This is a genomic window from Gordonia hongkongensis, assembly GCF_023078355.1.
Taxonomy (GTDB): domain Bacteria; phylum Actinomycetota; class Actinomycetes; order Mycobacteriales; family Mycobacteriaceae; genus Gordonia; species Gordonia hongkongensis.
This window is the reverse complement of record NZ_CP095552.1, coordinates 126,921-153,533: the sequence shown is the minus strand read 5'-3', so window position 1 is coordinate 153,533 and position 26,613 is coordinate 126,921. Positions and strand designations below refer to the sequence as shown.

Genomic DNA, 26,613 nt, shown 5'->3' with positions numbered 1-26,613 from the left:
CAAGTATCGTCGACGGCATGGCTTCGCGACCTTCTTCCGCCAACACCATCGACGGCATCCTCCGCAGGTCCGCGGCGCGGCATCCCGACCGCACCGCGTTGGTCTTCGACGACCGTTCCTTCACCTATCGACAGCTCGACGACGCGGTGTCCGCTGCCGCCACCGGGCTGCTGGCACGCGGACTGCAGCAGGGCGACCGGGTGGCGGCATACGGCACCAACTCGGACGCGTATGTCATCGGTTTCCTGGCGTGCTGCCGCGCGGGACTCGTCCACGTCCCGATCAACTACGCGCTGCGAGGTGAGGAGCTCCGCTATCTCGTCGTGCAGTCCGGCGCACGTGCCGTCCTCGTCGACCCCGCCCTGTCCGAACGGATCGACGAGATCCGCGGCGATCTCGCCGAGGTCGAGGAGATCGTCCCGCTGCGCGACGCCGACGATTCGCTTCTCGAGACGGCGACCAGCCCGGCCGGCCAGTTCACCTCGGCGGCCGACGGCGACGATCTCGCCCAGCTCCTCTACACCTCCGGAACCACCTCGAAGCCCAAGGGCGCCATGATGTCCCACGCGGCACTCATCAGCGAGTACGTGTCGTCGGTGGTCGCCCTCGACTTCACCGCGGATGACAACCCGCTGATCGCCATGCCGCTCTACCACTCGGCGGGGATGCACGTCTTCATGCTTCCGTACCTCTCCGTGGGCGCGACCGTCCGGCTGATGGCGACCCCGGACATCCCGGAGATCCTGCGTCGCGTCGAGGCGGACCGCATCGGGTCGCTGTTCCTCGCGCCGACCGTCTGGGTTCCGCTCGCCGGTCACCCGGACCTGGCGACCAGAGATCTGTCCTCGCTGCGCAAGGCCCAGTACGGCGCGTCGATCATGCCGGTGACCGTGCTGAACCGGCTCCGCGAGCAGTTCCCCGGCATGCAGTTCTACAACTGCTTCGGGCAGTCCGAGATCGGGCCGCTGGCAACGGTTCTGCGCCCGGAGGAGCACGAGGACCGGCCGTCCTCGTGCGGTCGGCCGGTGTTCTTCGTCGAGACCCGGGTCGTCGACTCCGACGGCAACGACGTCGAACCCGGGGTTGCCGGCGAGATCCTCTATCGTTCGCCGCAACTGTGCCGCGGCTACTGGGAGAACCCGGCCGCCACCGAGGACGCGTTCCGTGACGGCTGGTTCCACTCCGGCGACCTCGTCACCCGCGACGCCGAGGGTTTCATCACGGTGGTCGACCGCATCAAGGACGTGATCAACACCGGCGGCATCCTGGTCGCCTCCCGCGAGGTGGAGGACGCGATCTACACCCACGAGGCGGTCTCGGAGGTGGCCGTCATCGGCGAGCCGGACGAGAAGTGGATCGAGGCCATCACCGCGGTCGTCGTGGTGCGGGACGGCCGGTCGGTGACCGAGCAGGAACTGATCGAGCACGTCCGGTCCCGGATCGCGCCGTTCAAGGTCCCGAAGAAGGTGCGGTTCGTCGACGAGCTCCCCCGCAACCAGAGCGGCAAACTGCTCAAGCGGGAACTGCGCTCGCGGTGACGGACGCGCGGCGCGACGGACCTGACATCGTCAGAAACGTTGTGCCGCAGCCACTGCCGCGTCGATGTCGGCGTGCGCGGCCGCCGGTCCGAGTATCCGCCGCAGGTCTGCCGCCGTCGGCGCATCACCGGCGGCGACCATCGCCCGAAGCCTGGTGCCGAGGCCGGCCCGCGACGTGAGTCCCAGCTCGCCGAACCAGTTGCCGAGTAGATCGACGAGTGCGTCGCCGGTTGTCTCGTCGTCGGTGAACGGCAGACCGATGCTGGTGAAGCCGTCATCGGCGTCGTAGTCGGACCGCATCCACCGGCCGTCGAAGCCGTAGATGAACCCGATCCACATCCCCTCGGTGCGCTGCCGGTCGAGGTACGGCACGATCGCCGCTTCCCACCAGCCGGGCGCATCGGCGAGCAGGTCGGTCTCCTCCTCGCCGAAGTACGTCGCCCCCTCGCGGAAATACGTCTCGGAGTACTCATGGTCGTGCCCGACGAGCACCGCGCGGCCGGAACCGGCAAACACCACGTCGGCCCAGTTGCCTCCGCCGTCGTCGTAATGCCACCCGTGGGCGGTCGCATGCGCCCCCTGCGCCCAGCGTTCACCCCGCACGGCCAGCAGTGCCGCGTACGCAGCCCACCTCGGTTTCATCTCCCCCGGGGTCGGCAACCCGACCGTCCGCAACGCCATGCCGTGACACCTCTCTGCCGGGTTTGTCCGAACCAGGGTATTGCCGTGGCCGACGGTCCCGCTCCCGGCGCACCGAAAGGAACTGAGCGATAACGGAACAGGCGAGGAATCGACGACCGGAACCCGTTCGCAGTACGGTGTGGATCGTGACGCGATGGCACCGCAAGGTTCTGACACTGGCCGTGTGTGCGGCGGTCGCGATCGGCGGTTCCGGAGCGGCCGGGACCCTCGCCGCCGGCCCGGCGATCTCCTCGCCGTCGAACCTCGGCGACGTCGGCACGGTCGTCTCCGCCAGGCCGCTCGCCCCGCAGTTCTGGGTGCCCGGCTCCGCCGACGCCACCGTCCTGACCTATGTCACGACCGATGCTTTCGGCAAGAAGGCGCTCAGCACCGGGACCGTGTTCACCCCACGGGGGACGGCACCGCCGGGCGGTTGGCCGGTGATCTCGTGGGCCCACGGGACGTCGGGGATCGGCGACGACTGCGCCCCCTCGGTCCGGGGTCCGGGCCTGCCCGAGCGCGACCTGCCGTACCTCGCCAAGTGGATGCAGCAGGGCTACGCCATCGTGGCCAGCGACTACGCCGGCCTGGGCACCCCGGGTCTGCACGCCTACCTCGACGGCCGCACGACGGCCCACAACGTCGTCGACATGGTGCGAGCGGGCCGGGAGTTCTCCTCGACTCGACCTGTCGCACAACGGTTGTCGCGCTCCTGGGCGGCGGTCGGGCAGTCACAGGGCGGCGGCGCGGCCATCTACACCGCGCGCTACGCGACCGAGTTCGGCGGTGAAGAGCTCGACTACCGGGGTGCCGTCGGCACCGGCACGCCGGCCTACATCGAACGACTGGTCCAGATCGCGGGTCCGGGTGTCCCGCCGGTGGCGATCACCCCGGCGCTGACCGCTTACCTCAGCTACATCCTCGCCGGACTCCGATACGCACACCCCGAGCTCGGCATCGATCGCATCCTCACGCCGACCGGCCGGAAGTATGTGGCCCTCGCCGAGACCCGCTGCGTCGGCGAATTCGAGGAGCAGCTCCGGGGCGTCTCGCTCGGCGACTACTTCACCGCCCCGCTGACCAGTCTGCCGAGATTCTCCGCGACCCTGGCGAATTACCTGGGCATGCCCGAAAAGGGTTTCGACAAGCCATTTTTCATGGGCCACGGCCTGTTCGACACCGACGTGCCGTATCCCACCACCGCGGCCTATGCGGCGACGCTGACCGCCAACCGCCAGCCGGTGACCTTCCGGACCTATCCGAGCGACCACAGCGGCACGCTGGTCCGGTCGCAAGCCGACACCATCCCCTTCCTCGGCCGGCTCTTCGGAAAGTAACCGCCGAGGGCGTTCGCGCACCCCGGTACCGGCGTGGCGTCATGCCGTGGCACGATGGGATCACCGGTTGAGCAGCTGCCGTCGTACATCTCCCGGGACGGGGCCGCAAGTCGGGCTGCCGCCGTCCCCCGTAGAGAGGGCCACCCGATGCAGGCAGAGAATCCTGATGCTGTGATCGTCGACGACAGTGGCCTGAGTGCCGGACGCGCGCTGATGTCGGTGGTGTCCGCAGCACATGAGCAACTGGTGATCCTGACCGTGGAGGGCAGCATCGACGTGCTCACCGCCCCGCAATTGTCCGACGCCGTGTCGCAGGCGCTGAGCGGACAACCCGACGGTCTGATCATCGACCTGACAACCACCGAGTTCCTGGCCTCCGCCGGGATGGCGGCGCTCGTCGCGGCACACGAGGCCATCGCACCCACCGGCATGTTCGGAGTCGTGGCCGCCGGACCGGCGACCGCCCGCCCCCTCACCATCATGGGCCTCGACCAGACGATGGTGCTCTACCCGACGCTGAACCATGCGATCACGGCCATGACCACCACAGAGGGGCTGGCCGACCGTCCGGCTGGTTAGTCACAGATGGTTCGGATCTCATCGGCTCACCGAGACCCCGGCGACTCGGACGGGACGGACGCGACCGGTCTCGCATTTTCGGTCACGGCCTCTCCCGAGTCCGCCTACCGCTTCCGGCAACAGTTCGCGCAGTGGCTGGACGCGACGATCAGCGTGGACGTCGAGCGTCGCAGCGACATCGTCCTCGCGGTCTACGAGGCGGTCGCCAACGCGGCCGAGCACGCCTACGCCACCCCATCGCCCGGCACCCGGCCCGGTGCCATCGATGTCCGGGCGCGGAAGACGCGCGACGAGTCCCTGGAGGTCAGGGTCACCGACACGGGGCAGTGGAAGACAGATGCGTCGTCGTCGCCGTACCGCGGTCGCGGACTCGCCCTGATCTCGGCACTCTGCGACGCATCCGACGTCACCAGCGGACCGCACGGGACCTCGGTGACCCTGAGCTGGCGTCAACGACAGAGCGTCTGAGAACCGCCCGTGAGACGGGTGTCCCCCGGGCTGGGGACACAAGTACTTCTTGTCGGTTAACAACCGATGCCTGAGTCAGCCGGGCCGCCGACCTAGGGGTACGGTTCGGGCAAGGCTTCGTCGACGGGTCTGTTCAAGTGACCAAGTCTGTCGGCCGAGTCACATAACCTGAAGTCCGAAGGCGGGTTCGGGGCCGGCCGTCGAACAGCTCGGTGGAGCGTGCTCCCGATCCTGACATCGCTGCACAATGCGCATGCACGTCAGCGCACGAGGAAGGGAGTCGAGATGACCGACTTCACCGTGGACTCGAACATCGACGACGCGTGGCGCACGTTCGCGTTGCACGTCGGAGATCGTCTGTCGCATCTCGAGCTGGGCGAGACCCTCACGATCCAGCAGGACCCCGCCATCCCGGAGGGTCCGCACGGGACGATGCGATTCTCGGTCACCGGTTCGCGCCGGCTGCGCTGCACCATCGAGGACACCGACCTGCATCCCACGCCGGAGTACTTCGCCGAGCATCTCGACCTCCTCGCCGCCCTCGGGTGGCGACGTCTGCGCAACGGAACCCACATCTTCGAAGTCGGGCGGCGCCGCGTCGATCAGCTCGCGCACACGACGGTGCTGACGCTCCGGCAGGTCTGGGAGGTCGTGCACCCCGCGTTCCTGGACCATTCGCCTGCCGCGCGCCCCGAACCCCAGATCGAGGTCGCGGTCCAGCCGTTCGACGCCGACCATCTGCGGGCCTTGCTCGTCGGCTCGCTCGAGGACCTCACCGGCTGCCGTATCCAGACCGACGCCGACGGCGACATCGCCCTGCCCACCAAGCCCGTCTCGTCGTGGCTGAGTCCGCGCAGCGACGCACCCCGCTTCGAGTTCTTCGCGCGCCTCGCCGGTGACATCACCGACCGCCGGCGCGCCGCCGACATCGTCGCCGCCCAGCCGACCATGGGGTCGGCGGTACGTGTGCATCTCCTCGAGGACGAGGTCTTCGCGACGCTGACCGTCGAGTGCGCCGTATTCCATCCGCACAACCTGAGCTCGGCGCTGGCCGAGTGGTTCACGTTCCTGGCCGACTGCGCCCCGTCGGTCATCGCCAAGGTCGGTGAGGACGCACCACTGACCGCGAGGAACGACGGCCGTTTCCCCGACGCTCTGCAGACACTGCTCGAACTCGACCCCGACGGCCGCTCGCTGTCCGCCCGCGAGGTCGCCAAGATCTGCCGGTACAGCCAGGCCGACATCCTCTCGTACATCAACACCAGCGAGGAGCAGCACCTCACCTGGCGGCGGTCGGCGGTCGACGCGGCCGCCGCGTCGGACCCGGCCGAGGCCGACGCGTGCCGCCATGAAGCCGAAGCCTGGAAGGCGACCACGCACAACCTGCGGGCGGCGCTGCGCGTCGTCGTGCTGTCCGACGACGACGCCGCGGATCGCAGCTCACCGGCCAAGTGACTCAGGCAAATCGGTACCGACAACACCTCTGCACGTAGTCTGCGCGGACGATTTTCGACGCGGAGCATCGCACCGCGGCCAGATGAGGCGTTCAATCGGTTAGGCAACCCTCAGCGGTTCAGTCATCGATCGGAGCCCTCACATGGCCATCACCACGGATCGCGGCGCACTCACGATCACCTTTCCCGAACTGGGTCGCGACGCGCGGTTGCACGTCACGTTTCAGCGGGCTCTGCGCACCCCGGACCCGGTCGGACGGCCCGGCGCGGTCGGCGGCCATGGCGCCCTCCGCCTCGCTCAGGGTTCACCCGACGGCGACGCGCACGCGACCATCCCCATGTGGCAGTCGGAGGCCACCTGGCTCGACTTCTCCTCACCGCACCTACATCCGTTCCTGGTGATGGTCGGCGTCGACGGTGTCAACGTCATCAGCGGCCACGCGTTCACGGGCGCACCGGACTTCGACGCCGGAGACTACCTCGAGGTGCCCACACAACCGTCCCTCGCCTCGTATCGGAGCCTTGCCGGCGGCAACCGTCAGTTCGTCGCACCGTCGACGCACGCCGTCGGAAGCGCCGCCGGGACGCTCGTGCAGTTGACGGTCATCCCGATGCGCGCCGAAGCGTGGGCCGGACGCCGCCGTCATCTGCCGTCGGCGTCGGGGACCTGTGTGCTCTGCGACATGTCGCGAGCCGGGCAGTCCGGTGCGCATCCCCGGCTCCCCGCGCCGCGCGTGATGGGTCCGCTGGAGTCCGCGGACACCTGGCATCCGACGACGTCCGACGCCGCCGCGGTCCGCATCGTCAACTCGATCACGTGGAAATCGCTCACCGGGGAACCGGTACCCCACGTGGCGCTGACGAGCACCGACTACGCCGACCACGATCTCCCGTGGGACCCGGTCTACGACGAGACGATCGAGCACTCCGCCCCCCTGTAGTTCTGTTGCGGGTGTCGCCACGGGTGTCTGCGCGGCGTCGTACTATTCGGATCCGGTCCGCGTACGTCCCGCCCACGAGGAGCCTGCATGTCCCCCGATTTCGACGCCGACCTCGAGGCGGCCTGGCGGGACTTCGCCGACACTCTCGCGGTTCGGGTGCCACGTCTCCTGCCGGGTCAGACGCTGTCGATCGTCGAGGCGGCCGCCGGCGGATGGCGACGACGGATGACCTTCGCGGTGGCCGGGAGTCGAGAGTCGGCGGACCGCCTGCGCTGCACCATCTCGGCGGGGGACCTCACCTGGACCGACAAGGACCGGTGGATGCGCCAGGCCACCTACATCGTCGACCGAGGCTGGTGCCGGCTCGAGGGTCGCAGCGCCTTCTGCTTCGAAGCCGATGCCGTTCGGTCCGGCGACCTCGCCGGCGCCGCCGTGCGGGCGTTGCGCGAGGTGTGGGGTGTCATCCACCCGTCGTTCGTGAGCATCGGCGACCCGTCCTTCGCCCGACACCACTCCCCGGCTGACGGTATCGACGCCGACGAGACCGACGCCGGCCGGCCGGTCGACTCGGATCGAGCCGGCAGCACGGACGCCGACACCCTGCGCTTCACCGCCCCGGCCCGTTTCCTCGACGCCCCCGTCGAGGGCGGGGTGGTGCCGCAGTCGAAAGACCATCTCGTGGAACTGGCCCGCGCCGCGATGAGCGCGGCCGGACGTCCCGCCGTGGTGAGCCCACGCAAGGCCATCTTCCTGCGGTCGACGGGCACCTCACTGCTCCGGCCGACCCGAGACGCCCGCTCCCTGGAGATCGTGACCATCCTCAGCTCGTCGGTGCCCGCACCCTCGCTGCTCGGAATGGTCGTCGCCGAGTTCTCGCCGCGGTGGCCCGAAGTCGCGCTGGTCGTACGCAACGGGCTCGTCTTCGCCCAGCGCCGCATCGACGTCGCGGTCTTCAGTCCGGCCAATCTCGATGCCGCACTCCGACGCTGGGACGACTTCGCCCGGTCGGCGCGCGGGGAGATGATCCGACGCCTCGAGAGCGGCCCCAAACTGGAGCACCGCCGCCGTGGCGATCGCCTTCCCGTGGCGCTGCAGGGGCTCCTACGGGTCAACCAGAAGCTCGACAACAAGCTCTCCCCGACGACCGTGCTGGCCATGTGCCGTCAGGACCGTGAGCGCGTCCACGAGTTCTTCGACATCTGCGCGGCCGAGATGCGGGAGTGGATGGACAATCTCACGACCGCCCGCAAGGCCGAACTCGGCGACGAGGAGATCGCGCTCTGCGAGGCCGAGCACCAGGCCTACGCCCGCGTCGCCCGGTTGCTCCTCACCGCGATGGACCTCGCCGGCGGGTCGCCGGGGGTGTGATCTCCGCCGGTGTCTCTGCTCCTCAGAGAGCGGGGTGACGTCCCGAGCACCTCCGAGGCCAATCCGGCAACAGCCGCTCAGTCGGTGGAGCTGTACGACAGGTGCACGACGCCGTTGTCGAAGACGTCGGTGCCGACGAGCGTGAGCGGCAGGTCGGCCAGACCGTCGAACAGGCGGGCACCGCTGCCGAGGACGACCGGATAGACCAGCAGGTGCAACTCGTCGATCAGCTTGTCGCGCAGCAGCGCCCGCACGAGGGTGCCACTGCCGCTGATGTAGAGGTCACGGTCCTTCTTGAGGTCGCGGGTCCGGTCCGCGTCGTAGGCCCCGATGACCTCGGAGTTCTGCCACCCGGTCGCCTCGTCGAGGGTCGAGGACACCACGTATTCGGTGGTGCCGTTGAAGAACGGGGCGCCGGGATCGTCGTCGACGGTCCGGTCCGACCATGCCGGGCCGAACATCTCGAAGGTGTTGCGTCCGAGCAGGATTCCGGTGCAGTCGTTCATGAACGAACTGAGTGTCTCGCCGAGCGCGTCGGGGAAACCGTACGGCATCGTGAAACTCGGGTCCTCGTAGCTGCCGTCGAGGGTGATGAACTCGTGGACGTGGATCTTTCCCATTGCGCTGCCTCTCGTCACTTCGGTGAACGTCACGATGTCAGACCGTGGGGCGGCGGGAAAGTCATCGGCGTCGAGAGTCTCGTGACCTCTGTCGGGGCCCTTCGAGGCTCGTCGACCTCGACGCGCTCCTTCGTCGCTTGCTCGGCCCGGCGGCTTACGCTCCTCGCACCTCAGGGAGCGGGATTTCGCCCCGCCGTCTGGTAACTCTGGACCCACACATCGGCGATCGAAGGAGATCCATGGACGTCGCAGGCAAGGTTGCCATCGTCACGGGTGGCGGTGGAGGTATCGGCGCGGCCATCGCGCATGCCCTGGTCGATGCGGGCGCGCGGGTCGTCGTCACGGATCTCGACGAGTCCGGTGCCCGGGCCGTCGCCGAGGAGCTGGGCGATTCGGCTACCGCGCTCGCCGGTGATGCCTCGTCCGACGAACACATCGACGCCGCGGTCCGGTTGGCGGAGAACACCTTCGGTCCGGTCGACCTCTACTTCGCCAACGCCGGGGTCGGACTGGGCGGCGGTGTCGACACCGAGGAGGACGTGTGGGATCTCGCCTTCGACGTCAACCTCCGCGCCCACATACGAGCTGCTCGACGCCTCATCCCGGACTGGGTGGAACGAGGCAGCGGCTACTTCGTCAGCACGGCGTCGGCCGCGGGTCTGCTCACCCAGATCGGCAACGCGCCGTACTCGGTCACCAAACATGCCGCGGTCGGCTTCGCGGAATGGCTCAACATCACCCACGGCGACGCCGGAGTCCGGGTCAGCTGCCTCTGCCCGATGGGTGTCGACACCAAACTGCTACGGCCCGACGGTGATTCCGCCACCACCGAACAGCGGTTGATGCAGCGGGCGGTCGAGAGCGCCGGCGCGGTACTCACCCCCGGGACGGTGGCCGCGATCGTCCTGGAGGCCGTCGCCGACGAACGCTTCCTCATCCTCCCGCACCCGGAGGTCCTCGACATGTACCGCCAGAAGGGCGCCGACTACGACCGGTGGCTGCGTGGGATGCGCCGCTACCAGACGAGCTTGCGGTGACCCTTTGCGTTCGACAACCATCGTCGTCTCAGGTCCCAGGTGCCGACAGCGCCCAGCAGGAGCGAGCTGACGAGCAAACCCGAGCCCGCACCGATGCTGCCCCAGGTGCCCGCCAGCACGAGGGTGACCGGAAAGGTGATGACGAACACCACCGTGTTGCCTCGCAGGATCGTCTTGGTGTCCAACTCCGCCCGGAGTACTGACATCCAGATCGAATACGGGACGCGCAGGACCGAGGCGGCCGCGAGCAGGCACAACGACGTCGTGAACTCCGAGCCCGAGTAGGCCGGGCCGAAGATCTTCCCGACGAGCGGCGAGGCTGCGATCAGAACCCCTGCTCCGACGACGACCAGACATTGCGAGATGGCCCAGATTCGACGGATCTGCCCGGCCAGTGCCGCCGGATCGCGCGCGAGATGCGCGGTGAGTGCTGCTCCGATGCCATCCGGCACGAAGTCGAGCACCTGTGCCACCGCGAGCGCCAAGGCCAGAGTCGCACCCGCAACCGGTCCGGCGACGAGCGTGGTGAGGAACGGCAGCACGAGGATGAGTCCGAACGAGGTCGCGCTTCCGATGCCATCGCGCAGAGCGAACATCGGCATCTGGGCGCGATCCACCACCACGACACGGTGCGGGCTTGTGCGGTTCTCGGGGCGCCGCAGAATCCGCGGCACGAGGACGACGAACACCACGCACGCCCCGAGCAGGGCGGGCACGATCGTGGCCCACACCGCAGCGAGCCCCACGACACTCGCCAACACGCAGACGAGGGCCACTTTCAGAACCACGGCGGCCACATTGACGATCGGAAGCCAGCGCGAGGCGTGCAGTCCGATCAGAGCGGCGTCCTTGAGTACGAAAAGCGCCATGACGACGGACCCGCAGGCCACCAGCACGACGGTCGCCACCCGGTTCTCGAGCATGTCGCCCGCGATCATCCCGCCCATCACGCCGAAGACGGCGGCCGAGCCGATGGTGATGAGCAGGCCCTCGAGCAACCGTTCGCGACGTGGGCAGTCGGGCGTCGACAGCATCGCCTTGTAGGCACTTCCCACCCCGTACGCGGTGATGGTGCCGACCGTCGTGACAAGTGACAACAGCGCGGTCTGGATGCCGAGCGCATGTGGAGGGATGACCCGGGCCGAGACCACCCAGAAGAGCATTCCCGCCCCAGCCGTGACGAAGAAGCTCGCCACCACGGCAACGGAGTCCACCGTCATCGCCCTCGAGCCGAGCATCACCGGCCTGCTCACGATGCTCATGTCTGAGGACTCAACGCGCTTCGCGCCTCGGTCAGCATCGCGAAGAGGTAGCCCAGACCTGCTGCGACGACGGTCCCGGCGAGAACGGTGCAACGTCCGAGTCCTCCGGGATCCGTCCGGCGCTTCTCGGCCGTCACACTGTCACGAAGGTAATGCAGGACGGCCGCCGGGACCGTCCTGGCGAGATACGAACGCTCCGAGCTCGTGGCGTCCGCTGCCCCGACGAGGCCACTGATCTGTCGTTTGGAGACGCCCTCGCCGAACGACCTCCGCAAGACGTACCGGACGTGTGTCCTGTTCCGGCTCACATGGTGTCGCACACGGACATCCGGGTCGAAGATGATCTTCGCGGCCGGGTCAGATCGGGCGATCCGGATGCACAACTCGGTCTCTTCGCAGCCCACCGGAAGCGTGCCCACCCGTCCGAGGTCGGTGTCGAATCCCCCGACGTCGAGCAGGGTCCGGCGACGGAACGCCATGTTGCACCCCATCAGGTTGCGGACCGGCGCCGGCGCGGTCGGCAAACCCGCGTAACTGCATCCCACTGTCCAGTCACATTCCCGGGGAAACCAACGGGGTCGGCCGCCGGGCCACACCGGCTCCGCGTATCCGCCCACCGCCGCTACATCGGAGTCGGTGAACTGCTCGGAAAGTCGCCGGCGCCATTCGGGTTCGACGGCAGCATCGTCATCGACGAACCCGACGACCTGACCGGACGCGAGACGGGTGCCGCAGTTGCGGGCACCGGAGAGACCGCGCTTCTCGTCGTTGGCCACCACCCAGATCAGCGGCTTGAGCGACGAGGCGAACTCCCGCCTCGCCAGGTCGAACAGCTCGTCGTTGTGGTCGATCACCACGATCAGTTCATCGTCGTCGGTCAGTTCGCGTTCGGCGGCGTCGACCGATCGGATCAGGTCAGCCCATCGGTCGGTGGTGTAGGCACAGATCACCACCGACAACTTGCCGATGTCACTATTTCCCATCAGTCCTCTTCAGTTCCGGTCGAAGTCTTCGGTCGTGCAGGGTCATTCCTCGTACGACCACACCGCAGCCCAGTCCACGAGAACCCGGCCGCGGTTGTTCCCGTCGCCCCGGGTCTCGGTCTGCAGTTGCCAGCGCATCGGTGTCGTCGGGACCCACTGCGTGCTGTCCAGGACCACGGTGTCGTCGAGCAGGTACCGCACACGCCCCGGCGACCATTCGATGGTGTAGGTGTGCCAGTCGGTGAAGCGCGCCCCGATGTCCCGGGACGGGATCTTGCACCCGTCGCAGGAACCCTCGCCCGCGAAATGTTGCCATCCACCAACGGTTCTCGACAGCCAGCCTTCGGGAAAGTCGAGTTCGCCGTCCCGCGGCCACTGTTCCGATTGCGGCCACAGGAGCCATGCGACGTAGTACTCGTCGAGGTCTGGCGTGTCGACCCGCATCCGGACCGAGTAACGCCCGTAGGTCTGGTATTGGCTACCGGTGTCGAGTATCGGTGATGCACTCGCCCCAGCCGGAACCCCGTCGACGTTGTGCAGATCGAAGACGAGGTACCCGTTGTCCACACTCAGTACCTCGTCCGCTCGATACGGCCGACGGTCGAAGGTGTCCGGGAAACACCGCGGATAGGTCAACCACTGCTGACCTTCCGCGCCGGTGTACACGACGTCGTACGGGGAGCACTCGTTCGCCCAACTCCCCACCTGCGCATCACGATCGAAGTCGTCGAAGAACACCTGCTTCCAGCCGGGGAGGTCCCCGCGAGGAAACCCCCGCGCCGGTGTCATCCCACATCCGACGATCGGGGCGAGGAGAACCACCGTCAGCAGTTGCAGGAATGTACGGAACCAACCACCTCGCGCACGCGTCATATCCGGCCCACCATGTAGAGCAGGGCGGAAGCGCAGGCGATCGCCGTGGTCGTGATCGCCACGACGGTGAGGACCTGTGACACGCGATCGGTGGACACCGCTCCCCATGGAGGGACCCGATGCTCGCGCCGAACGGCGGCGGCTACGAAAAGAGCTGCGGCCGTGACGAACAGTAGGACGGTCGCGATCACGGCGCGGCCTCCAGATCGATGTCGGGAGCCCCCAGACGCTTCAGCACGTGGACCTCTCCGTCGTCGTAGGCGGAGACGAAACCGTCCCGTTGCACCATCAGCGCGAGTTGTCGGGCGACCTCGTCCGGGCTGATCCCGTACCGGTACTGCAACAGCTTCTCGTCCTCCTCGGATACCAGCAGATAGTCGATGTCCTCAGCCGCAGTGCATTCCGCCAACTCGCGCTGTTCGGCGATGCACGAGGCCCCGATGTCGTAGGCCCGCGGCAGTCCGATCGTCGAGCCCTGCCCCCAATAGGCGATCGCGGAAGACGGCGCCTGGGCCACCAGCTCGTCGGAAACCCGCACGGTGGCCGGCCGCGAATACTCGAACGAGGTGTTGAGCGCACGATTGGAGACCCCCAACACCGCGACCACGAGAGTGAGTGCGACCGCACTGATCGCGAACACGGTGGCGGGCATGCGCGCGGAACCTCGGATTCGACGCGCCGCACCGACCACGGCGAGCGCGGCCAGTGCGGCCAGCGCGGGTGACGCATACAGAAAGCACCGTACGAGCACCTCGCCGCCGTAGCTCTGCACCACGACGAGTGCGAACGGGACCAGGGACAGGACGGCGAGGGGTGATCGGAATCGGCTCTTGCCGAGACGGAACCAGCCGATTGTGGCCACCAGGAGGAGCAGGGCGGTGCCACCGATCCTGAGGTACTGCATCCGACCGTAGACCGGATCCCCGGTGATTCTGTCAGACAGCCCGGAGCTGACACTCGCGGTGACGTCGCCGATCTCGGTCAGGATCTGATCGAGGTGCCCCAGCCAATACCCGCTCGCACCGAAGGTGAACCACGCACTGAACAGGAGCAGCCCGGCCAGCCAGAGCAGTTTGTGTCGTGTGGACCCGACGAGGGCGAGCCCCGCCAGGGCGGCAATGGTCACCATCGGGGTCAACTGGTGACTGACCACCATCGCGGCGACGAGGACGATCACAACTCCCTCGACCGCGTATGAGAATCCACGTCCACGACCACGTGGTCGTCCTGGCACGCGTCGCCATACGCGCCAGAAGCCGACGGGCGGGAGGGGTGAGACCCTCAGCTGCCAGATCAGCACAGCCACGATCGTCACGTACAACTGCATCGCGAGCGCCTGGGGCGCAAAGTAATCCTGCTGATACCAGTTGAAGAGAATGTAGATGGTGATGGTCCCCCATCCGACGCGCGCGCTTCCGGACACGCTGTGTCCGAGTGCGTACAGGGGGAACATCAGCAGAGTTCCGAAGATCAGCGACGCGCTGGTGAGGAAGACCGTGCTGTCGTCGAGCCCACCCGTCCTCATCACATGCGCCGCGCCCGCGAAGAAGCCACTCCAGCTGATCCGGCCGTCGACCGCGGGCGGCAGCGCGCCGAGCTCGGAGTACCAATCGGTGAGGAACCGGTGCACGTAGGCGGTCGGGAAAGGCGGTGTGCCACTGGACCATGCGACCGGCATGCTCATGTAGACGATGAGCATCACGTTGGTCGCGGCGAGACCCGTCCGGTGCAGTCGGCGTCGACGATACTCCCGGAACAGGGCCACGCAGAGCGCAGCCAATCCGATGAAGTAGGTGATCCCGAGAATCGGTACGAGCCCGTACACACCTGCCTGCTCGGGATGCAGTCGGGCGACGGCGATCAGGAAGAGGACGAAGGCGGCCACCAGCAGTGCCGCGGTGACCCGATCGAACGTCCGGACCGACGTGATCACCGCCGACGCCGCCGCTCCCGCGCCAGCGCGCAGGTCGGACGACGGATGCGGGCATCGCGCTCTGATGAGTACCCCGGTTGCGACGGCAGCGATCACGAGGATGACTCCCTGCGCGAGCAGCGGATGCCAGAAGCCGGCGAGGAGGGAGGCCAGCCCGATGATGGCGGTGGTGCTCAACGACAGGGCGATGGCGACGCTCGGCAGAAGTCCGTTGCGCGGCCACCCGAACAGCCCCGCGATCGGTAGCCCGGGGAGAACCAGGGTCACACTCACCACCGCCACGGCGCGGAGCCCCTCGGGCAGGAGCGGAGCCACCCCGGACGCCGTCAGAACGCACATCAGCGTCGAGACCGCGATCACCGTCATCGACAGGAGGGCGACGACGGCCGGTGCACGGTCAGGCACCGAGTGCGCAGTCGGCGGGCTCGGTAGCGCCCTCGCGATCGCGACCTCGAGTCGGTGAACCACGTCTATCCGTCCGTGGCCCGCCCCGAACCGATGGCGGGACGGTAGAAGGATGTCACCGCGGAGACGACCCGGTCGAGATCCGCTTCGCTCATGTACGAGTGCAGCGGAAGGGTCAGAACACGGTCGGCAGCGGCCTGGGTCACGGACAGGTCACCGCGTCGGCTGTTCCGGTAGTAACTGAACTCATGCGCACCCTGGAAGTGAATTCCGGTGGCGACTCCTGCGGACTTGAGGTGTTCGACCAACTGGGCGCGTTCGGCGCGACCGCCGGTCCTGATCACATAGATGTACGGAGCTACGTCAGACCAGTCCGTGTCGAATAGCTCGAGCTCGGGGATGTCGGAGAATGCCGAATCGTAGAACCGACAGTAGCGTTGGCGATTGGCGATGAACTCGTCGACCCTGGCCAATTGCGACAGTCCGATCGCGGCGGGCACCGAGCCCAGGTGGCACCGGTAGCCCTGCCGGACGACGTCGAAGTCCCAGTTGCGCTGGTTCCGATATCGCGCGTCGGTGTCGGAGTCGATGCCGAGATGCCGAAGTTCCCGAAGCACCTGCAGATCAGCGGGATCGGAGGTGACGATCGCCCCACCCTCGAGCGTCGTGATCATTTTCACCGGTCCGAAGCTGAAACATGTGATGTCACCGTGTGATCCGACGCGGCGTCCAGCCCGGACGCTGCCGAAGGCGTGGGCGGCGTCCTCGATCACCCGCAACCCGTGCTCGCGCGCGATGGCCATGAGCTCGTCGAGATCGCACGGGAAGCCGAGATAGTCGACCACCAGAATCGCCTTGGTGCGAGGCGTGATCAGCTCGCGCACACGCTGCGGGTCGATGTTGAGGTACCGCGGTTCGACGTCACAGAAGACGACCTCAGCCCCGGTTCGTGTCAACGCCTGATGACCCGCGACGTAGGTGAACGACGGGCAGATCACTTCATCGGACGGGCCGAGTCCGATCAGCCGGGCCGCCAGATGAAGCGCTTCGGTACACGAATTCGTCGACACGACAGTTCTTTCGGATGCGCCGAGGTAGGTTCCGACCTCCTCCTCGAACTGCTTGCTGAGTGCACCCATGCCCAGCCATCCGGCCGCGAGGGCATCGACTGCAGCCTGCTGGACATCCTCGCCCAGGTAGGGGCGGTAGACGGGCACCGTCGAGGTGGCTCGATCCATCGAGGTCGTCATGACCAGCACCTCCACGGCGCCTCTCCGCGATCCCAGAGATCATTGAGGAAGACCTTGTCCCAGATGGTGTCCATCCCGCGCCAGAATCCGTCGTGCTGGTATGCCGACAGCTGCCCCTCAGCGGACAGGGTCTCCAGCGGCTCCTTCTCCAGCAGGGTGGCGTCGCCGGCGATGTAGTCGAGGATCTTCGGCGACGAGACGAAGAACCCGCCGTTGATCCAGCCGCTGCTGCCTTCCGGCTTCTCGACGAATCTGGTCTGCGGCGAAGAGACGTCGAGCGTGCCGAACCGCCCGGGTGGTTGCACGGCCGTCACCGTCGCGATGCTGCCCGACATCTCGTGGTGCGCCAACACCTTTCGGATGTCGATGTCGGCGACACCGTCACCGTAGGTGAACGAGAAGGTCTCGTTGCCGATGTGTTCGCGAGCGCGCAGGAGGCGGCCGCCGGTCATCGTGTCCAGACCGGTGTCGAGGAGGGTGACGCGCCACGGCACACCGTTCGACGAGTGGTTCTCGATCGCGCCGGTGCCCAGATCCACGGTGACATCGCTGGCGTGCAGGAAGTAGTTGGCGAAGAACTCTTTGATCATGTAGCCCTTGTAGCCCAGCAGCACAACGAAATCCGTGACGCCGGCGGCCGCGTAGATCTGCATGATGTGCCAGATGATCGGGCGTCCGCCGATCTCGACCATGGGTTTCGGCCGGTCGACGGACTCCTCACTGATCCGGGTGCCTCTGCCTCCTGCGAGGATCACCGCTTTCATGACCGATCACCCGTCCATCGCAGATCGGCGTCGAGCACGTCGGCGTCGAGGAGCTCGCGCAGGACTCGCAGCCGGACGAAGTCGTTTCCGTTGAACCGGTCCGCGCTCAGGCCCGCGTCGACGTAGGCGGCGTGGATCTCCGCGATGCCGGTGGCCAGGGTCCACTGCGGCGCATAGCCCGGTAGCGACGTCTCGATCTTGGTGAAGTCGACGACGTAGTTCCGGATGTCGACGACGACGTCGTCGGCGAAGGCCACCTCGCACTCGGGCACGATGTCGGCGACCATCTTCGCGACATCCCGGATCTGATGGTTGTCGCTGTTGCGACCGACGTTGAACACCTCGTTGTGCACGGTCGCCGGTGGCGCCTGCAGGACCGTGACGATCGCGTGCGAGATGTCGCGGACATGGACGAGCGGTCGCCAGGCGGCGCCATTGCTCATCAACAGCACCTTTCCGGACGTGACCGCATGCCCGACGAGGTTGTTCACCACGACATCCGTGCGGAGGCGACGGGAGATCCCGTACGCGGTGGCGTTCCGGAGAAAGGTGGGGCAGAAGGCGTCGTCGGCCAGCTCGCTGATCGCTTGTTCGGCGCGGACTTTGGATTCGCCGTACGGAGTGACGGCCTCCATCTCGGCATCCTCGGTGAGCGCACCCTCCGCGCCCGCCCCGTAGAGGCTGCACGACGACGAGAAGACGAAGCGGGCAACGCCGGCCGCCTTCGCGGCTCGGGCGATGCCCACGCTGGCATCGAGATTGATGTCGTAGGTGAGCTCCGGGTTCAGCTCGCTGACCGGATCATTGGACAGTGCCGCCAGGTGTACGACGGCGTCGAACCCCGCCAGATGACGCTGCTCGACGTCACGGATGTCCATGTCGAGCGTGGGTACGCGCAGCGGTTCCGTGCGGAAGTCGCGGTCCCGATAGTAATCGGTGTCGAGCCCGACGACGTCGTGTCCGGCGTCGACGAGCATGGGGACCAACTCGGCTCCGATGTATCCGAGATGTCCGGTGACGAGAACCCTCATCCCCGTCCTCCTGTTCGTTGGCTGTCGAGGTGCCGACTGGGCACCTTGCTGAATACCGGGGCGATCCCGGCGTAGATGTGTCTGATCTGTTCCGTCATGCGGACTTCGCTGAAGTCATCCGCTACGGCGAAAGCTCTGTGCGCGAGCCGATTCCATGACGTCCGATTGGTCAGCACGTCGTTGATCCGGTCGGCACGGTCGTCTGCCTGCGGGTCGATGGCGACACCGCACGACCTCTCGTTCACGATGTGTGCGATCTCGCCGCACGGGGTTGTCGCCACCGGCGTGCCGCTGGCCAGCGCCTCCAGCGCCGACAGCGGTAGGCCCTCCCACCGCGATGTGAGCAGGAACATCCGGGACCGGGCAACCTGTGCGCGTGTGTGCGCGTGGGTGTCCCCGACGCTGATCTGGACCACGTCCTCGAGGAGCAGTTCCTGGCGTCTTCGGAGGAAGTCGTCCTGTAGCGGTCCCGTACCGGGAGAGATCCACAGGCAACGAAGACTCTCCCGCCGTTCCGAGAGCTCCTTCACCAGTTCGAGGAACAGCAGCGGGTCCTTCTGCTCGTCGAACCGCGCGACGTTCACGAGGTCGTATGGCCTGTCTTCATAGGCCGCAATGGTGGCGCCCAGCTTCCGTACTCCGTTGTGCACGACCGAGACCCGCTCAGCAGTCACGTGCGGGAAGTTCGCGAGTAGTGACGCCCGGACGGCGCCCGACACCGCGACGATCCGCTGCGTGCGATACGACAGGCCGCGATGGTCGGTGAGCACGTTGTGTACGTGTTCGACTGTGCGGGAACCACGCCCGAGCGCAGCGGCGATCAGTCCGAGAAATCGTTGCTGACAATGGATCACGTCGGCGGATCGCAGTGCGCGGAGTGCTGCGGAGTCCGTGAGACGAAGCCGTCGGATGCCGGCATCGGCGAGCCGATGGTCCCATTCACCGGCCGCCAGCGACAGCACGTCGACCTGATGTCCCTCGCCCGCGAAGTGGGTCGCGACCTGCAGGATGAAATGACTCACCCCGCCGGGACTCATCCGATCCGTCATCACCACGATCCGACCACGCCGCTCACCGGCGTCGTCGACCTTGACGGAGGTCACGGCTCAGCCGGCCGGGTGACCCGAGGAGACCTGGGCGGCGCCTCGATGATTGTCATCAGGACGTATCGTCGCCGGCCGCCTGCCACCTCGCGCCTGCCACACGGTGCGCAGCACCCGTCGGCCGTCGGAGATCGCGTTGAGATTGGAATTACCTGTGCGACGCGGCATTTCCAGGCTCGGAACCTCGGCGATCCGCAGGCCGGCCTGCACCGCGCGTACAGTCATCTCGGCCTCGATCTCGAAGCCGGTCGCCTGCAGATCCAGAAGATCCAGGTATCGCCGATGGAAAGCGCAGAAGCCGTAACACAGATCGGTCAGCTCGGTTCGGTACAAGCTGTTGAAGAACGCGAGCAACCCGTAGTTGCCCAACCGCCGGAACCGGGTGATGTCGAGTGACCCGCCCCCGCCCATGAACCTCGACCCCTTGACGAAGTCGTAACCGTTCTCGAGGAAGTGCAGGAAATGCGTGATCTCCTGCGGAGCCATACTGCCATCGGCGTCCATCATGACGATCATGTCGGACGTCGCGGCGGCGAAACCGGTACGCAACGCACTGCCCTTGCCGGGTCCGCTCTGTTGCACGATCTTGATGTCGGGGCGGTAACTCCGCGCGGTGATGAGTGTTGCGTCGGTGGAGTTTCCGTCGATGAGGATGATCTCGTCGATCCGCTTGGGGATCTGTTCCAACACCCAACCGATGTTCCGTGCTTCATTGCGGACCGGAATGATGAGGCTCACCGTGGATGTCGTCGGGCCGAGATCTCGGTACCCAACGAATGATCCATTGCTGAGTCGATGCTGGGCATCTGTTGGTTGCGCCGCAACAGTTGCGGTCCCGTTGTTCTGGCCGGTCATTTCGATCACTGTGTCCATTCCCGCGCACGGTCCAACCACACGTGTGTGTACGAGACTTCCCCCCGGAAGCATCGACTGAACGAGTCGAGCGAGTGCGCGTTCTGAAGTAGAGAGACAGGGCCGTCCTCCCCGACGACCCGATTCGCACACTAGCAGAGGATTGGCGAGATGGGGAGGCGTACAGCGCACCTGTGGAGCTTCGCAAAGTGAACGGATTCCGAACTCGGAACGCGCCGCAGCGCAACCGAACTCGTGCCTGGCCTATGTACCTGACGGTACGGACAGGCATCCTCCAGCCGCGGAGCACACGTCCCGGGTTAATGGCCGATACACGCGGTAACGCACTGCCTTCCGGCCGCGAAGACGGGATGAAACCCCAGCACAGCGGCCGGCCTCCACACGCGGTCGGCGGATTCAGTGAGTCGCCGTTACACGCGCTGCGTCGTCGACCTGCGATTCACAGCTGGGTTCGAAGCGTCGTCCGACGACCGCGGTCTGCGGCCCCGAGCCGGAAACACACGCCTACGCCGCGTGGTCAAGAGTCGTTCGGTTTCGATCTCAGAATCGCGAGTGTGATTCGCGGCACTGTTGGGATCCACCCGGCGGGCTCCAACGAATGGAAAGTGACCCCGAGGTCGTCAGACCTCGAGCAGGAAAGGCTGCCGGCGCGCGATGAACTCACCCACACCTCCGTCCCCGTCACGGTCGGCGCCGGCTCCCGCGCCTCGAGACGAGAGGCCGGGGCGACCCCCGGAACCGCGGGTCGAGCAGCTCATCGCGGAAGCGACCTCGCTCTTTCAGGACGCCGGCTACCGGAATGTGAGCGTCGAGGAGATCGGCGCCGCCGTCGGACTGACCGGGCCGGCGGTGTACCGGTATTTTCCGTCCAAGCAGGACATTCTCGCGAAAGCGCTGGCGACGCAGGTGGAGGGGGTACGCGCACTCCTGACCCAAGCCGAGGAGCGCAGCGAATCGCCGGCCGAACAGCTCGGCGTGTTCTTCGACCTGCTTGCGACCAGGGCGGCGCACGGCGACGTCTCGACACTGTGGACCCGCGAGCGACGGCATCTCGACCGATCCGATCTCGACGACATGGACGGGCACCACCGCATGCTGATCGACGCATTGGCGTCGAAGTTCGACGCCACCGAGGCCGGCATCGACGCCCAGACCGCGAAACTCCTCGCGACCGCGGCGGTCAGCGTGTTCTCGAGCACCGCCGCGATGCGGGGTTCGCTCACCCCACGGCGGCTCACGCAGATCCAGCGGGCGGTCGTGGACTCGATCCTGAGCTGTCCGCTTCCCCGCGGGGCACAGTCCCGCGCGCGGTTCGCCGATGGATCCAGCCGACGGCCCGCTGCGCGGCGTGATCGGATACTCGCCGCCGCGACCCGGATGTTCTTCGCGCGCGGATTTCCCAACGTCCGAATCCACGAGATCGCCGCCGAAGCGGATGTGTCGCCGGCGACGGTCTACCAGGAGTACGCGGGAAAGACCGACATCCTGATGACCATCATGCGTCGAGGTCTCGAGAATCTGCACTGGATATCCGTCGACGCACTGGCGGAGTCCTCGGCGGTTGAAGCGCTGGACGTCCTCGTAGGTGTGTTCCTCGACTACTCGCTCGGCCCGAACGGTCGAGTGTTGGTCATCGCCCTCCAGGACATCGTGTATCTGCCGGAAGCAGACCAGGTCTCACTTCGCCGGACCGCGTCGGACTACACCGCTGAGTGGACTGCCGCGATCCTGGCCCGTTCACCGACCCTGGCGCACGCCGATGCCAACGCGCTCACGCAGGCACTTGCCGGATTCGTCTACCAGGTCATCTCGTCGCCAGAGCTCCGCTCGCGGCCGGGCATCGAAGGCGAGTTCCGCGCGCTGGCATCCGCCATCCTGAGCCCGGTCGAACTCTGTGGCGGTCCCGGTACCCAGGGCCTGAGTCCGCGCCGGCTCGCGGACATTCCGCGAAGCCAAGTGGTCCGTGCATCGCGGCCCTACTCGAAGTAGCGGCGCGGCACGTCGACGAGCATGGTCGTGATGTCGGCCTCGCTCACCCCGCGTTCCCGCAGCGACGGCAACACCTCTTCACTGATGTGCCGGTAGTTCCACTTCGGGAGTGCCTGCTTCTTGGCCTCGTGGTCGAACCAGTCGATGAAACAGGCGGCGTCGTGCGCGAGGGCCATACGGTCGGCGTAGCCGCGCTTGCAGAGTTCGGCGACCGTGTTCACGCGCTCGTCGAATGGCAGGAGGAGGTCGAGCCCGAAACGATCCATGCCGAGGATGGAACCGGCGTCGGCGAGCTTCATCAGGTAGTCGAGGTCGACGCTGTCACCGGAGTGGCCGATGACCACCTTCGTCAGGTCGGCTCCCTCCTCGGCGAGGACCCGCTGGGCGACCAGACCCGACTGACTGTGCGGATCGGTGTGGACGGTGATGGGCGCCCCCGTCTGGGCGCTCGTCTGTCCCACCGCGCGCATCACGCGCTCAACTCCCGGTGTCAATCCTTGTGATTCGATGGCGCACTTCAGGAAGGCCGCTCGCACACCGGTGTCCGCGATCCCCTCGGTCAGGTCCTTCGTGAACAGGGTGACCAGCGGCTCCGGGACGTCGAAGAGCATTCCCGGTCCCGCGTAGTGGAATTGGAACGGGATGTCGTTGTAGGTGTACAACCCGGTCGCGACGACGATGTTGAGGTCTATCTGTTCGGCAATCCGCTGGATGCGTGGGATGTACCGGCCGAGACCGAGAACCGTCGGGTCGAGGATCGTGTCGATCCCGAGTTCCTTCAGTTCGGTCAGGTCGCGGACAGCTTCGGCGACCTTCTCGTCCTCGTCCCAATCGTCCTGATAGTTCTGCCGGAACTCCTCGCCGACGACGAACACATGCTCGTGCACCAACACGTTCCCGAGGTCAGCGGAATCGATCGGGCCGGTCGCGGTGTGGACGGTGGCCATGGAACCTCCTCACCAGGAGGCCGCGTTGCCTCCACTGCGCCGAACCCTAGTCGACGACCTGATGCGGCAGGCGGCTTTCGCCCGTCGTCGCCGCCGACCGCCACGGCTCTGGCGGGACGGGCTTCAGGCAGCGCGTGGCGCGGTGAGTTTCTCCATGGTCCAGTAGGAGGTGCCGGCAACGACTGCCCCGGCGAGCCACGACAGGTCGATCCCGCCCAGTGCGACCGCAACCGGCCCCTGCAGTGCCGGCAGCATCCCGTACATGAACATCCAGGTCGCGGTGACACCGAGAGCGAGTGCGACGAGGGCGGTCGGCCGGACCATCGGCAGGACGCTGTCCGCCGGTGTGGCGAACAGACTCTCGGCGTCGATCTGTTGCCGCGCGATCAGGAACCAGTGCACGAGAACAACGCTGCCCCAAGGGCTCAACCAGCCGACGATCGACACCAGCCAGAAGTCGATGGTGGTCGCGAAGTCGCTATTGAGCACGAAGTAGACGACGACCGCCATCGCCACGACGCCGATGATCAGGTTCAGCACGCGCCGGTCGACGCGGATGTCGAGCGCCTGCGTCGACACCGTGCACGTGTAGATGTTGAGGATGTTGGTCGCGAGCGGTCCGTGGATCACCAGCAACAGAACCGGCAGTGCGAGAACGCCGTAGGCGTCGACGATGATCTCACCCGGGTCGGCGGAGTCGCTCAATGTCGCCAGGGACGCACCCAGCACTCCGAGCCAGACGACCGGGATGAACTGCCCGAGTGCACTGGCGAGAAACAGCCTGCGCGACGGGACGTCCCGGGACACGAAGCGCGAGTAGTCGCCGGCGTAACCGATCCACGTCAGACCCCAGCCGATGCCGATCGCGGTCATCACCGCCGTGATCGCGCCGATGTGGGCCGATCCCGTGAGCTCCGGAGCGGTCGTCTGTCCCCAGTCGACGTCGAGGCCGACCCACGCGACGACGGTCATGACGAGCAGGATCGCGACCGTCGGAGGCACCGTCCATCGTTCGAACGCGGAGATCACCCGGTACCCGAACCACGCGATCGTCACCTGCATCCCCATGATGACCGCGGCCACGACGATCCGTGCGGCGTTGTTGTCGAGGTCCGGGTCGACGAGTCCCATCTCGCCGAGCAGCGCCATCACCAAGTCGAGAACGATCCAGGTGTTGACCGCGCACCAGCCCATGCAGACCAGGGCCTGGACGGCGGCGGGAACGTAGGCGCCGCGGCGTCCGAAGACGGCTCGCGACAGCACCATTCCGGTGACCCCGGTGCGCTGACCGATGACGACGAAGACGCCGAAGATGGTCATGCCGATGGCATTGCCGACGACGAGGACCGCCACCGTCTCCCACAGCCCGAGGCCCATCGTGACGCCGAGTGCACCCAGCACCCAGTTGATCGGCGCGATGTTCGCACCGGCCCAGATCCAGAACTGTCCGCGCACGTCATGGGTCTTCGCGGACTCGGGGATCAGTTCGAGTTCGGCCTCGGCCTGCGGGCCCGAATGGCCCGGTCCGGGTGCCGACGGGGTCGCGGCGTCGAGTGCGGTCATGGAGTCCGTCCAGGAAGTGTCGGCCCCCGATTGGGCGGGGTGCGTTCGGGCATGGCGCGCGACGATGCGCAGTGCATCCATGGTGGTCGCACCGCCCGTCGCGCGATACCTACAGAACGTTCGCACTCCTCGGGTACGGAACGGACAGAATGTCACACCTTCGGCGTTTCTCGCACAGCCAACTGGACTGTCCGGGCTTCTCGCGCTGACCGATCTGGAGGGCGATGCGTTGTTCGGCGGCGTCGGCGATGCGTAGCTGTTCTTAAGCCCGGTAGGCCAGGGCGACGTCGTGGTCGCGGCCGGTTTGGGCGTCGGCGGCCGCCGGGGTTGTGGCGCACGAGGGTTCCGAGGTCACGGCGGCATTGTCTGCAGGGGTGGCCCTGGGTGTCGGTGGGGATCGCGCAGCCGGGCAGGGCGCAGCGGGGGAAAAGTTCGGCGGTGATGGTCACGATGGTTCCTCGAGGTGGCGGGTGTGAGCGGGGCCGGGGCGCTGGGCCGCGACCGTGAGAGGTCGCGGCCCACCGCTGGACGGGGTCTAGTCGGGTGGCACGTCGACGGCATCGGTGTCCCCGGCGATGACCTTCTCGACGTCGGAGAGGGTGTACTCGTTCCGCAGGATCAGCTTGGAGAACGCCTCGACGGCCGAACGGTTCGTGATTGCTCCACAGTTTCGTCATTGATGACGAAATGACCTGATTTTCTCCAAGATTCGCCGATAACCTACGTTATGACATAATTCCCGCTAGTGTTCTGAGTCATTAATTCGTGTGCAGTAGTGGGCGATGGAGTCGAGGATCTGGTCAGCGGTCTTGACCCACACGTAGGGGCGGGGGTTGTCGTTCCAGGTCTCGATCCATGCTCTGATGTCGGCGTTGAGCGCTCTCACGGTGCGGTGGGTGGAGCGTTGGAGCTTCTTGGTGGTCAGTTCGGCGAACCAGCGTTCGACGAGGTTCATCCAGGATGAGCTCGTCGGGGTGAAGTGGACAACGAATCGTGGGTGCGAGGTCAGCCATCGTTTGACCGCGGGCGTCTTGTGGGTAGAGGCGTTGTCCATGACCAGGTGGACGTCGAGCTCGTCGGGCACCTCGGCGTCGATCTTGCGGACAAACCCGATGAATTCTGTTGCCCGATGCCGTGAGTGAAGCGAACCGATCACTTTTCCCGACGCGATGTCCAACGCCGCGTACAGACTGGAGGTGCCGTTGCGCACATAGTCGTGGCTGGCCCGTTGCGGGGTGCCCGGGAGCATGGGAAAGATCGGCTGGGTGAATCACCCTAGGGTTTTGTGCCGCCTCCAGTGTGGGCTGGTCCTCGGGGCCGAGGCCAGCGTAGTGGAGCGTTTCGAACTCGGTCGGGGGAATCTGGCCGATACTCGAGTGCAGCCTGCTGTTGTTGTACCAGTCGACCCAACCAGCGGTCGCGAACTCGACGTCGGAGATCGTCCGGTACGGGCCGGAGTGGAAGATCGTGGTCCGGATGCACTCGGTCTTGTACAGCCCGTTCACCGACTCGGCCAGAGCGTTGTCGTAGGCGTCTCCGACCGACCCGATCGACGCGGCGATGTCTTCGAGCCGCAGCCGCTCAGTCAGTGTAACCGATGTGTACTGGGCGCGT

General features: G+C 66.6%; 22 protein-coding genes and 2 pseudogenes. 9 read left to right on the top strand and 15 right to left on the bottom strand.

Annotated features, from left to right (window positions below; genetic code table 11):
• Nucleotides 1–17 precede the first annotated feature (17 nt).
• Nucleotides 18–1,538, top strand: a complete 1,521-nt coding sequence (locus MVF96_RS00770) for an acyl-CoA synthetase (RefSeq protein WP_247450808.1) — start codon at nt 18–20, stop codon at nt 1,536–1,538.
• Nucleotides 1,539–1,568: 30 nt separating this feature from the next.
• Here the strand turns inward: MVF96_RS00770 and MVF96_RS00765 are convergent, their stop codons facing one another.
• The gene (locus MVF96_RS00765; protein WP_247450806.1) at nt 1,569–2,219 is read right to left on the bottom strand and encodes a hypothetical protein; all 651 of its coding nucleotides are present in this window, start codon (nt 2,217–2,219) and stop codon (nt 1,569–1,571) included.
• A gap of 146 nt (nt 2,220–2,365) precedes the next feature.
• Between MVF96_RS00765 and MVF96_RS00760 the strand changes: the two genes are divergently transcribed.
• The 6 genes from MVF96_RS00760 to MVF96_RS00735 all read left to right on the top strand — a co-directional run bounded on the left by MVF96_RS00760 (nt 2,366) and on the right by MVF96_RS00735 (nt 8,366).
• Nucleotides 2,366–3,556 (top strand): lipase family protein, encoded by a 1,191-nt coding sequence (locus tag MVF96_RS00760; RefSeq protein ID WP_413466866.1) that lies wholly within the window; start codon nt 2,366–2,368, stop codon nt 3,554–3,556.
• 147 nt (nt 3,557–3,703) lie between these two features.
• The gene (locus MVF96_RS00755; RefSeq protein ID WP_065631340.1) at nt 3,704–4,135 is read left to right on the top strand and encodes an STAS domain-containing protein; all 432 of its coding nucleotides are present in this window, start codon (nt 3,704–3,706) and stop codon (nt 4,133–4,135) included.
• A 6-nt stretch (nt 4,136–4,141) separates the two neighbouring features.
• Nucleotides 4,142–4,603 carry an ATP-binding protein gene (locus MVF96_RS00750; protein WP_247450804.1) on the top strand — a complete coding sequence of 154 codons (462 nt, stop codon included), beginning with the start codon at nt 4,142–4,144 and terminating at the stop codon, nt 4,601–4,603.
• A gap of 285 nt (nt 4,604–4,888) precedes the next feature.
• Nucleotides 4,889–6,058 carry a TY-Chap domain-containing protein gene (locus MVF96_RS00745; RefSeq protein ID WP_247450803.1) on the top strand — a complete coding sequence of 390 codons (1,170 nt, stop codon included), beginning with the start codon at nt 4,889–4,891 and terminating at the stop codon, nt 6,056–6,058.
• A 142-nt stretch (nt 6,059–6,200) separates the two neighbouring features.
• Entirely contained in the window at nt 6,201–6,998 is a 798-nt protein-coding gene (locus tag MVF96_RS00740; RefSeq protein ID WP_247450801.1) for a hypothetical protein, read from the top strand.
• 87 nt (nt 6,999–7,085) lie between these two features.
• Nucleotides 7,086–8,366: a TY-Chap domain-containing protein gene (locus MVF96_RS00735; RefSeq protein ID WP_247450799.1), complete on the top strand. Its 1,281-nt coding sequence runs from the start codon at nt 7,086–7,088 to the stop codon at nt 8,364–8,366.
• 77 nt (nt 8,367–8,443) lie between these two features.
• Here the strand turns inward: MVF96_RS00735 and MVF96_RS00730 are convergent, their stop codons facing one another.
• The gene (locus MVF96_RS00730; protein ID WP_247452175.1) at nt 8,444–8,986 is read right to left on the bottom strand and encodes a dihydrofolate reductase family protein; all 543 of its coding nucleotides are present in this window, start codon (nt 8,984–8,986) and stop codon (nt 8,444–8,446) included.
• Between the two features lie 239 nt (nt 8,987–9,225).
• Between MVF96_RS00730 and MVF96_RS00725 the strand changes: the two genes are divergently transcribed.
• Nucleotides 9,226–10,023, top strand: a complete 798-nt coding sequence (locus MVF96_RS00725; RefSeq protein WP_247450797.1) for an SDR family oxidoreductase — start codon at nt 9,226–9,228, stop codon at nt 10,021–10,023.
• On the opposite strand, the gene MVF96_RS00720 is transcribed toward MVF96_RS00725, so the two are convergent.
• The 9 genes from MVF96_RS00720 to MVF96_RS00680 form a co-directional block, all read right to left on the bottom strand.
• Nucleotides 10,002–11,285, bottom strand: coding sequence for a lipopolysaccharide biosynthesis protein (locus MVF96_RS00720; protein WP_247450796.1), 1,284 nt, complete (start codon nt 11,283–11,285; stop codon nt 10,002–10,004). The genes MVF96_RS00725 and MVF96_RS00720 overlap by 22 nt on opposite strands.
• The gene (locus tag MVF96_RS00715) at nt 11,282–12,268 is read right to left on the bottom strand and encodes a glycosyltransferase family 2 protein (protein ID WP_247450794.1); all 987 of its coding nucleotides are present in this window, start codon (nt 12,266–12,268) and stop codon (nt 11,282–11,284) included. The genes MVF96_RS00720 and MVF96_RS00715 overlap by 4 nt, the downstream gene beginning before the upstream one ends.
• Nucleotides 12,269–12,310: 42 nt before the next feature.
• The gene (locus tag MVF96_RS00710) at nt 12,311–13,141 is read right to left on the bottom strand and encodes a glycoside hydrolase family 16 protein (RefSeq protein WP_247450792.1); all 831 of its coding nucleotides are present in this window, start codon (nt 13,139–13,141) and stop codon (nt 12,311–12,313) included.
• 187 nt (nt 13,142–13,328) lie between these two features.
• On the bottom strand, nt 13,329–15,479 hold the full coding sequence (locus MVF96_RS00705; RefSeq protein ID WP_139104633.1) for a hypothetical protein: 2,151 nt from the start codon (nt 15,477–15,479) through the stop codon (nt 13,329–13,331).
• 65 nt (nt 15,480–15,544) lie between these two features.
• The gene (locus tag MVF96_RS00700) at nt 15,545–16,729 is read right to left on the bottom strand and encodes a DegT/DnrJ/EryC1/StrS family aminotransferase (protein ID WP_247450790.1); all 1,185 of its coding nucleotides are present in this window, start codon (nt 16,727–16,729) and stop codon (nt 15,545–15,547) included.
• Nucleotides 16,726–17,493 (bottom strand): glucose-1-phosphate cytidylyltransferase, encoded by a 768-nt coding sequence (rfbF, locus tag MVF96_RS00695; RefSeq protein ID WP_065631350.1) that lies wholly within the window; start codon nt 17,491–17,493, stop codon nt 16,726–16,728. The genes MVF96_RS00700 and rfbF overlap by 4 nt, the downstream gene beginning before the upstream one ends.
• Complete coding sequence (locus tag MVF96_RS00690) at nt 17,490–18,524, bottom strand: NAD-dependent epimerase/dehydratase family protein (RefSeq protein WP_065631351.1); 1,035 nt, start codon at nt 18,522–18,524, stop codon at nt 17,490–17,492. The genes rfbF and MVF96_RS00690 overlap by 4 nt, the downstream gene beginning before the upstream one ends.
• A complete protein-coding gene (locus MVF96_RS00685) occupies nt 18,521–19,627 on the bottom strand; it encodes a glycosyltransferase family 4 protein (RefSeq protein WP_065631352.1) in 1,107 nt (368 codons plus the stop codon). The genes MVF96_RS00690 and MVF96_RS00685 overlap by 4 nt, the downstream gene beginning before the upstream one ends.
• A gap of 3 nt (nt 19,628–19,630) precedes the next feature.
• Nucleotides 19,631–20,482 (bottom strand): glycosyltransferase family 2 protein, encoded by an 852-nt coding sequence (locus MVF96_RS00680; protein WP_247450788.1) that lies wholly within the window; start codon nt 20,480–20,482, stop codon nt 19,631–19,633.
• 819 nt (nt 20,483–21,301) lie between these two features.
• Between MVF96_RS00680 and MVF96_RS00675 the strand changes: the two genes are divergently transcribed.
• On the top strand, nt 21,302–22,489 hold the full coding sequence (locus MVF96_RS00675) for a TetR/AcrR family transcriptional regulator (RefSeq protein ID WP_247450786.1): 1,188 nt from the start codon (nt 21,302–21,304) through the stop codon (nt 22,487–22,489).
• Here the strand turns inward: MVF96_RS00675 and MVF96_RS00670 are convergent.
• The 4 genes and pseudogenes from MVF96_RS00670 to MVF96_RS00655 form a co-directional block, all read right to left on the bottom strand.
• A complete protein-coding gene (locus tag MVF96_RS00670; RefSeq protein ID WP_211539159.1) occupies nt 22,477–23,436 on the bottom strand; it encodes a phosphotriesterase family protein in 960 nt (319 codons plus the stop codon). The two genes, MVF96_RS00675 and MVF96_RS00670, sit on opposite strands and share 13 nt — an antisense overlap.
• Before the next feature lie 123 nt (nt 23,437–23,559).
• On the bottom strand, nt 23,560–24,999 hold the full coding sequence (locus MVF96_RS00665; RefSeq protein WP_058253433.1) for a purine-cytosine permease family protein: 1,440 nt from the start codon (nt 24,997–24,999) through the stop codon (nt 23,560–23,562).
• 742 nt (nt 25,000–25,741) lie between these two features.
• Nucleotides 25,742–26,266: pseudogene (locus tag MVF96_RS00660) on the bottom strand (IS630 family transposase); the annotation flags it as partial.
• Between the two features lie 34 nt (nt 26,267–26,300).
• Nucleotides 26,301–26,609, bottom strand: a pseudogene (locus MVF96_RS00655) (integrase core domain-containing protein); the annotation flags it as partial.
• Nucleotides 26,610–26,613 lie beyond the last annotated feature (4 nt).

What these genes read in the sequence shown, in the direction of transcription:
- MVF96_RS00770 (WP_247450808.1), top strand. Translation starts at nt 18, where the DNA reads ATGGCTTCGCGACCTTCTTCCGCCAACACCATCGACGGCATCCTCCGC.
- MVF96_RS00765 (WP_247450806.1), bottom strand. Translation starts at nt 2,219, where the DNA reads ATGGCGTTGCGGACGGTCGGGTTGCCGACCCCGGGGGAGATGAAACCG.
- MVF96_RS00755 (WP_065631340.1), top strand. Translation starts at nt 3,704, where the DNA reads ATGCAGGCAGAGAATCCTGATGCTGTGATCGTCGACGACAGTGGCCTG.
- MVF96_RS00750 (WP_247450804.1), top strand. Translation starts at nt 4,142, where the DNA reads ATGGTTCGGATCTCATCGGCTCACCGAGACCCCGGCGACTCGGACGGG.
- MVF96_RS00745 (WP_247450803.1), top strand. Translation starts at nt 4,889, where the DNA reads ATGACCGACTTCACCGTGGACTCGAACATCGACGACGCGTGGCGCACG.
- MVF96_RS00740 (WP_247450801.1), top strand. Translation starts at nt 6,201, where the DNA reads ATGGCCATCACCACGGATCGCGGCGCACTCACGATCACCTTTCCCGAA.
- MVF96_RS00735 (WP_247450799.1), top strand. Translation starts at nt 7,086, where the DNA reads ATGTCCCCCGATTTCGACGCCGACCTCGAGGCGGCCTGGCGGGACTTC.
- MVF96_RS00730 (WP_247452175.1), bottom strand. Translation starts at nt 8,986, where the DNA reads ATGGGAAAGATCCACGTCCACGAGTTCATCACCCTCGACGGCAGCTAC.
- MVF96_RS00725 (WP_247450797.1), top strand. Translation starts at nt 9,226, where the DNA reads ATGGACGTCGCAGGCAAGGTTGCCATCGTCACGGGTGGCGGTGGAGGT.
- MVF96_RS00720 (WP_247450796.1), bottom strand. Translation starts at nt 11,285, where the DNA reads ATGAGCATCGTGAGCAGGCCGGTGATGCTCGGCTCGAGGGCGATGACG.
- MVF96_RS00715 (WP_247450794.1), bottom strand. Translation starts at nt 12,268, where the DNA reads ATGGGAAATAGTGACATCGGCAAGTTGTCGGTGGTGATCTGTGCCTAC.
- MVF96_RS00710 (WP_247450792.1), bottom strand. Translation starts at nt 13,141, where the DNA reads ATGACGCGTGCGCGAGGTGGTTGGTTCCGTACATTCCTGCAACTGCTG.
- MVF96_RS00700 (WP_247450790.1), bottom strand. Translation starts at nt 16,729, where the DNA reads ATGACGACCTCGATGGATCGAGCCACCTCGACGGTGCCCGTCTACCGC.
- rfbF (WP_065631350.1), bottom strand. Translation starts at nt 17,493, where the DNA reads ATGAAAGCGGTGATCCTCGCAGGAGGCAGAGGCACCCGGATCAGTGAG.
- MVF96_RS00690 (WP_065631351.1), bottom strand. Translation starts at nt 18,524, where the DNA reads ATGAGGGTTCTCGTCACCGGACATCTCGGATACATCGGAGCCGAGTTG.
- MVF96_RS00680 (WP_247450788.1), bottom strand. Translation starts at nt 20,482, where the DNA reads ATGACCGGCCAGAACAACGGGACCGCAACTGTTGCGGCGCAACCAACA.
- MVF96_RS00670 (WP_211539159.1), bottom strand. Translation starts at nt 23,436, where the DNA reads ATGGCCACCGTCCACACCGCGACCGGCCCGATCGATTCCGCTGACCTC.
- MVF96_RS00665 (WP_058253433.1), bottom strand. Translation starts at nt 24,999, where the DNA reads ATGACCGCACTCGACGCCGCGACCCCGTCGGCACCCGGACCGGGCCAT.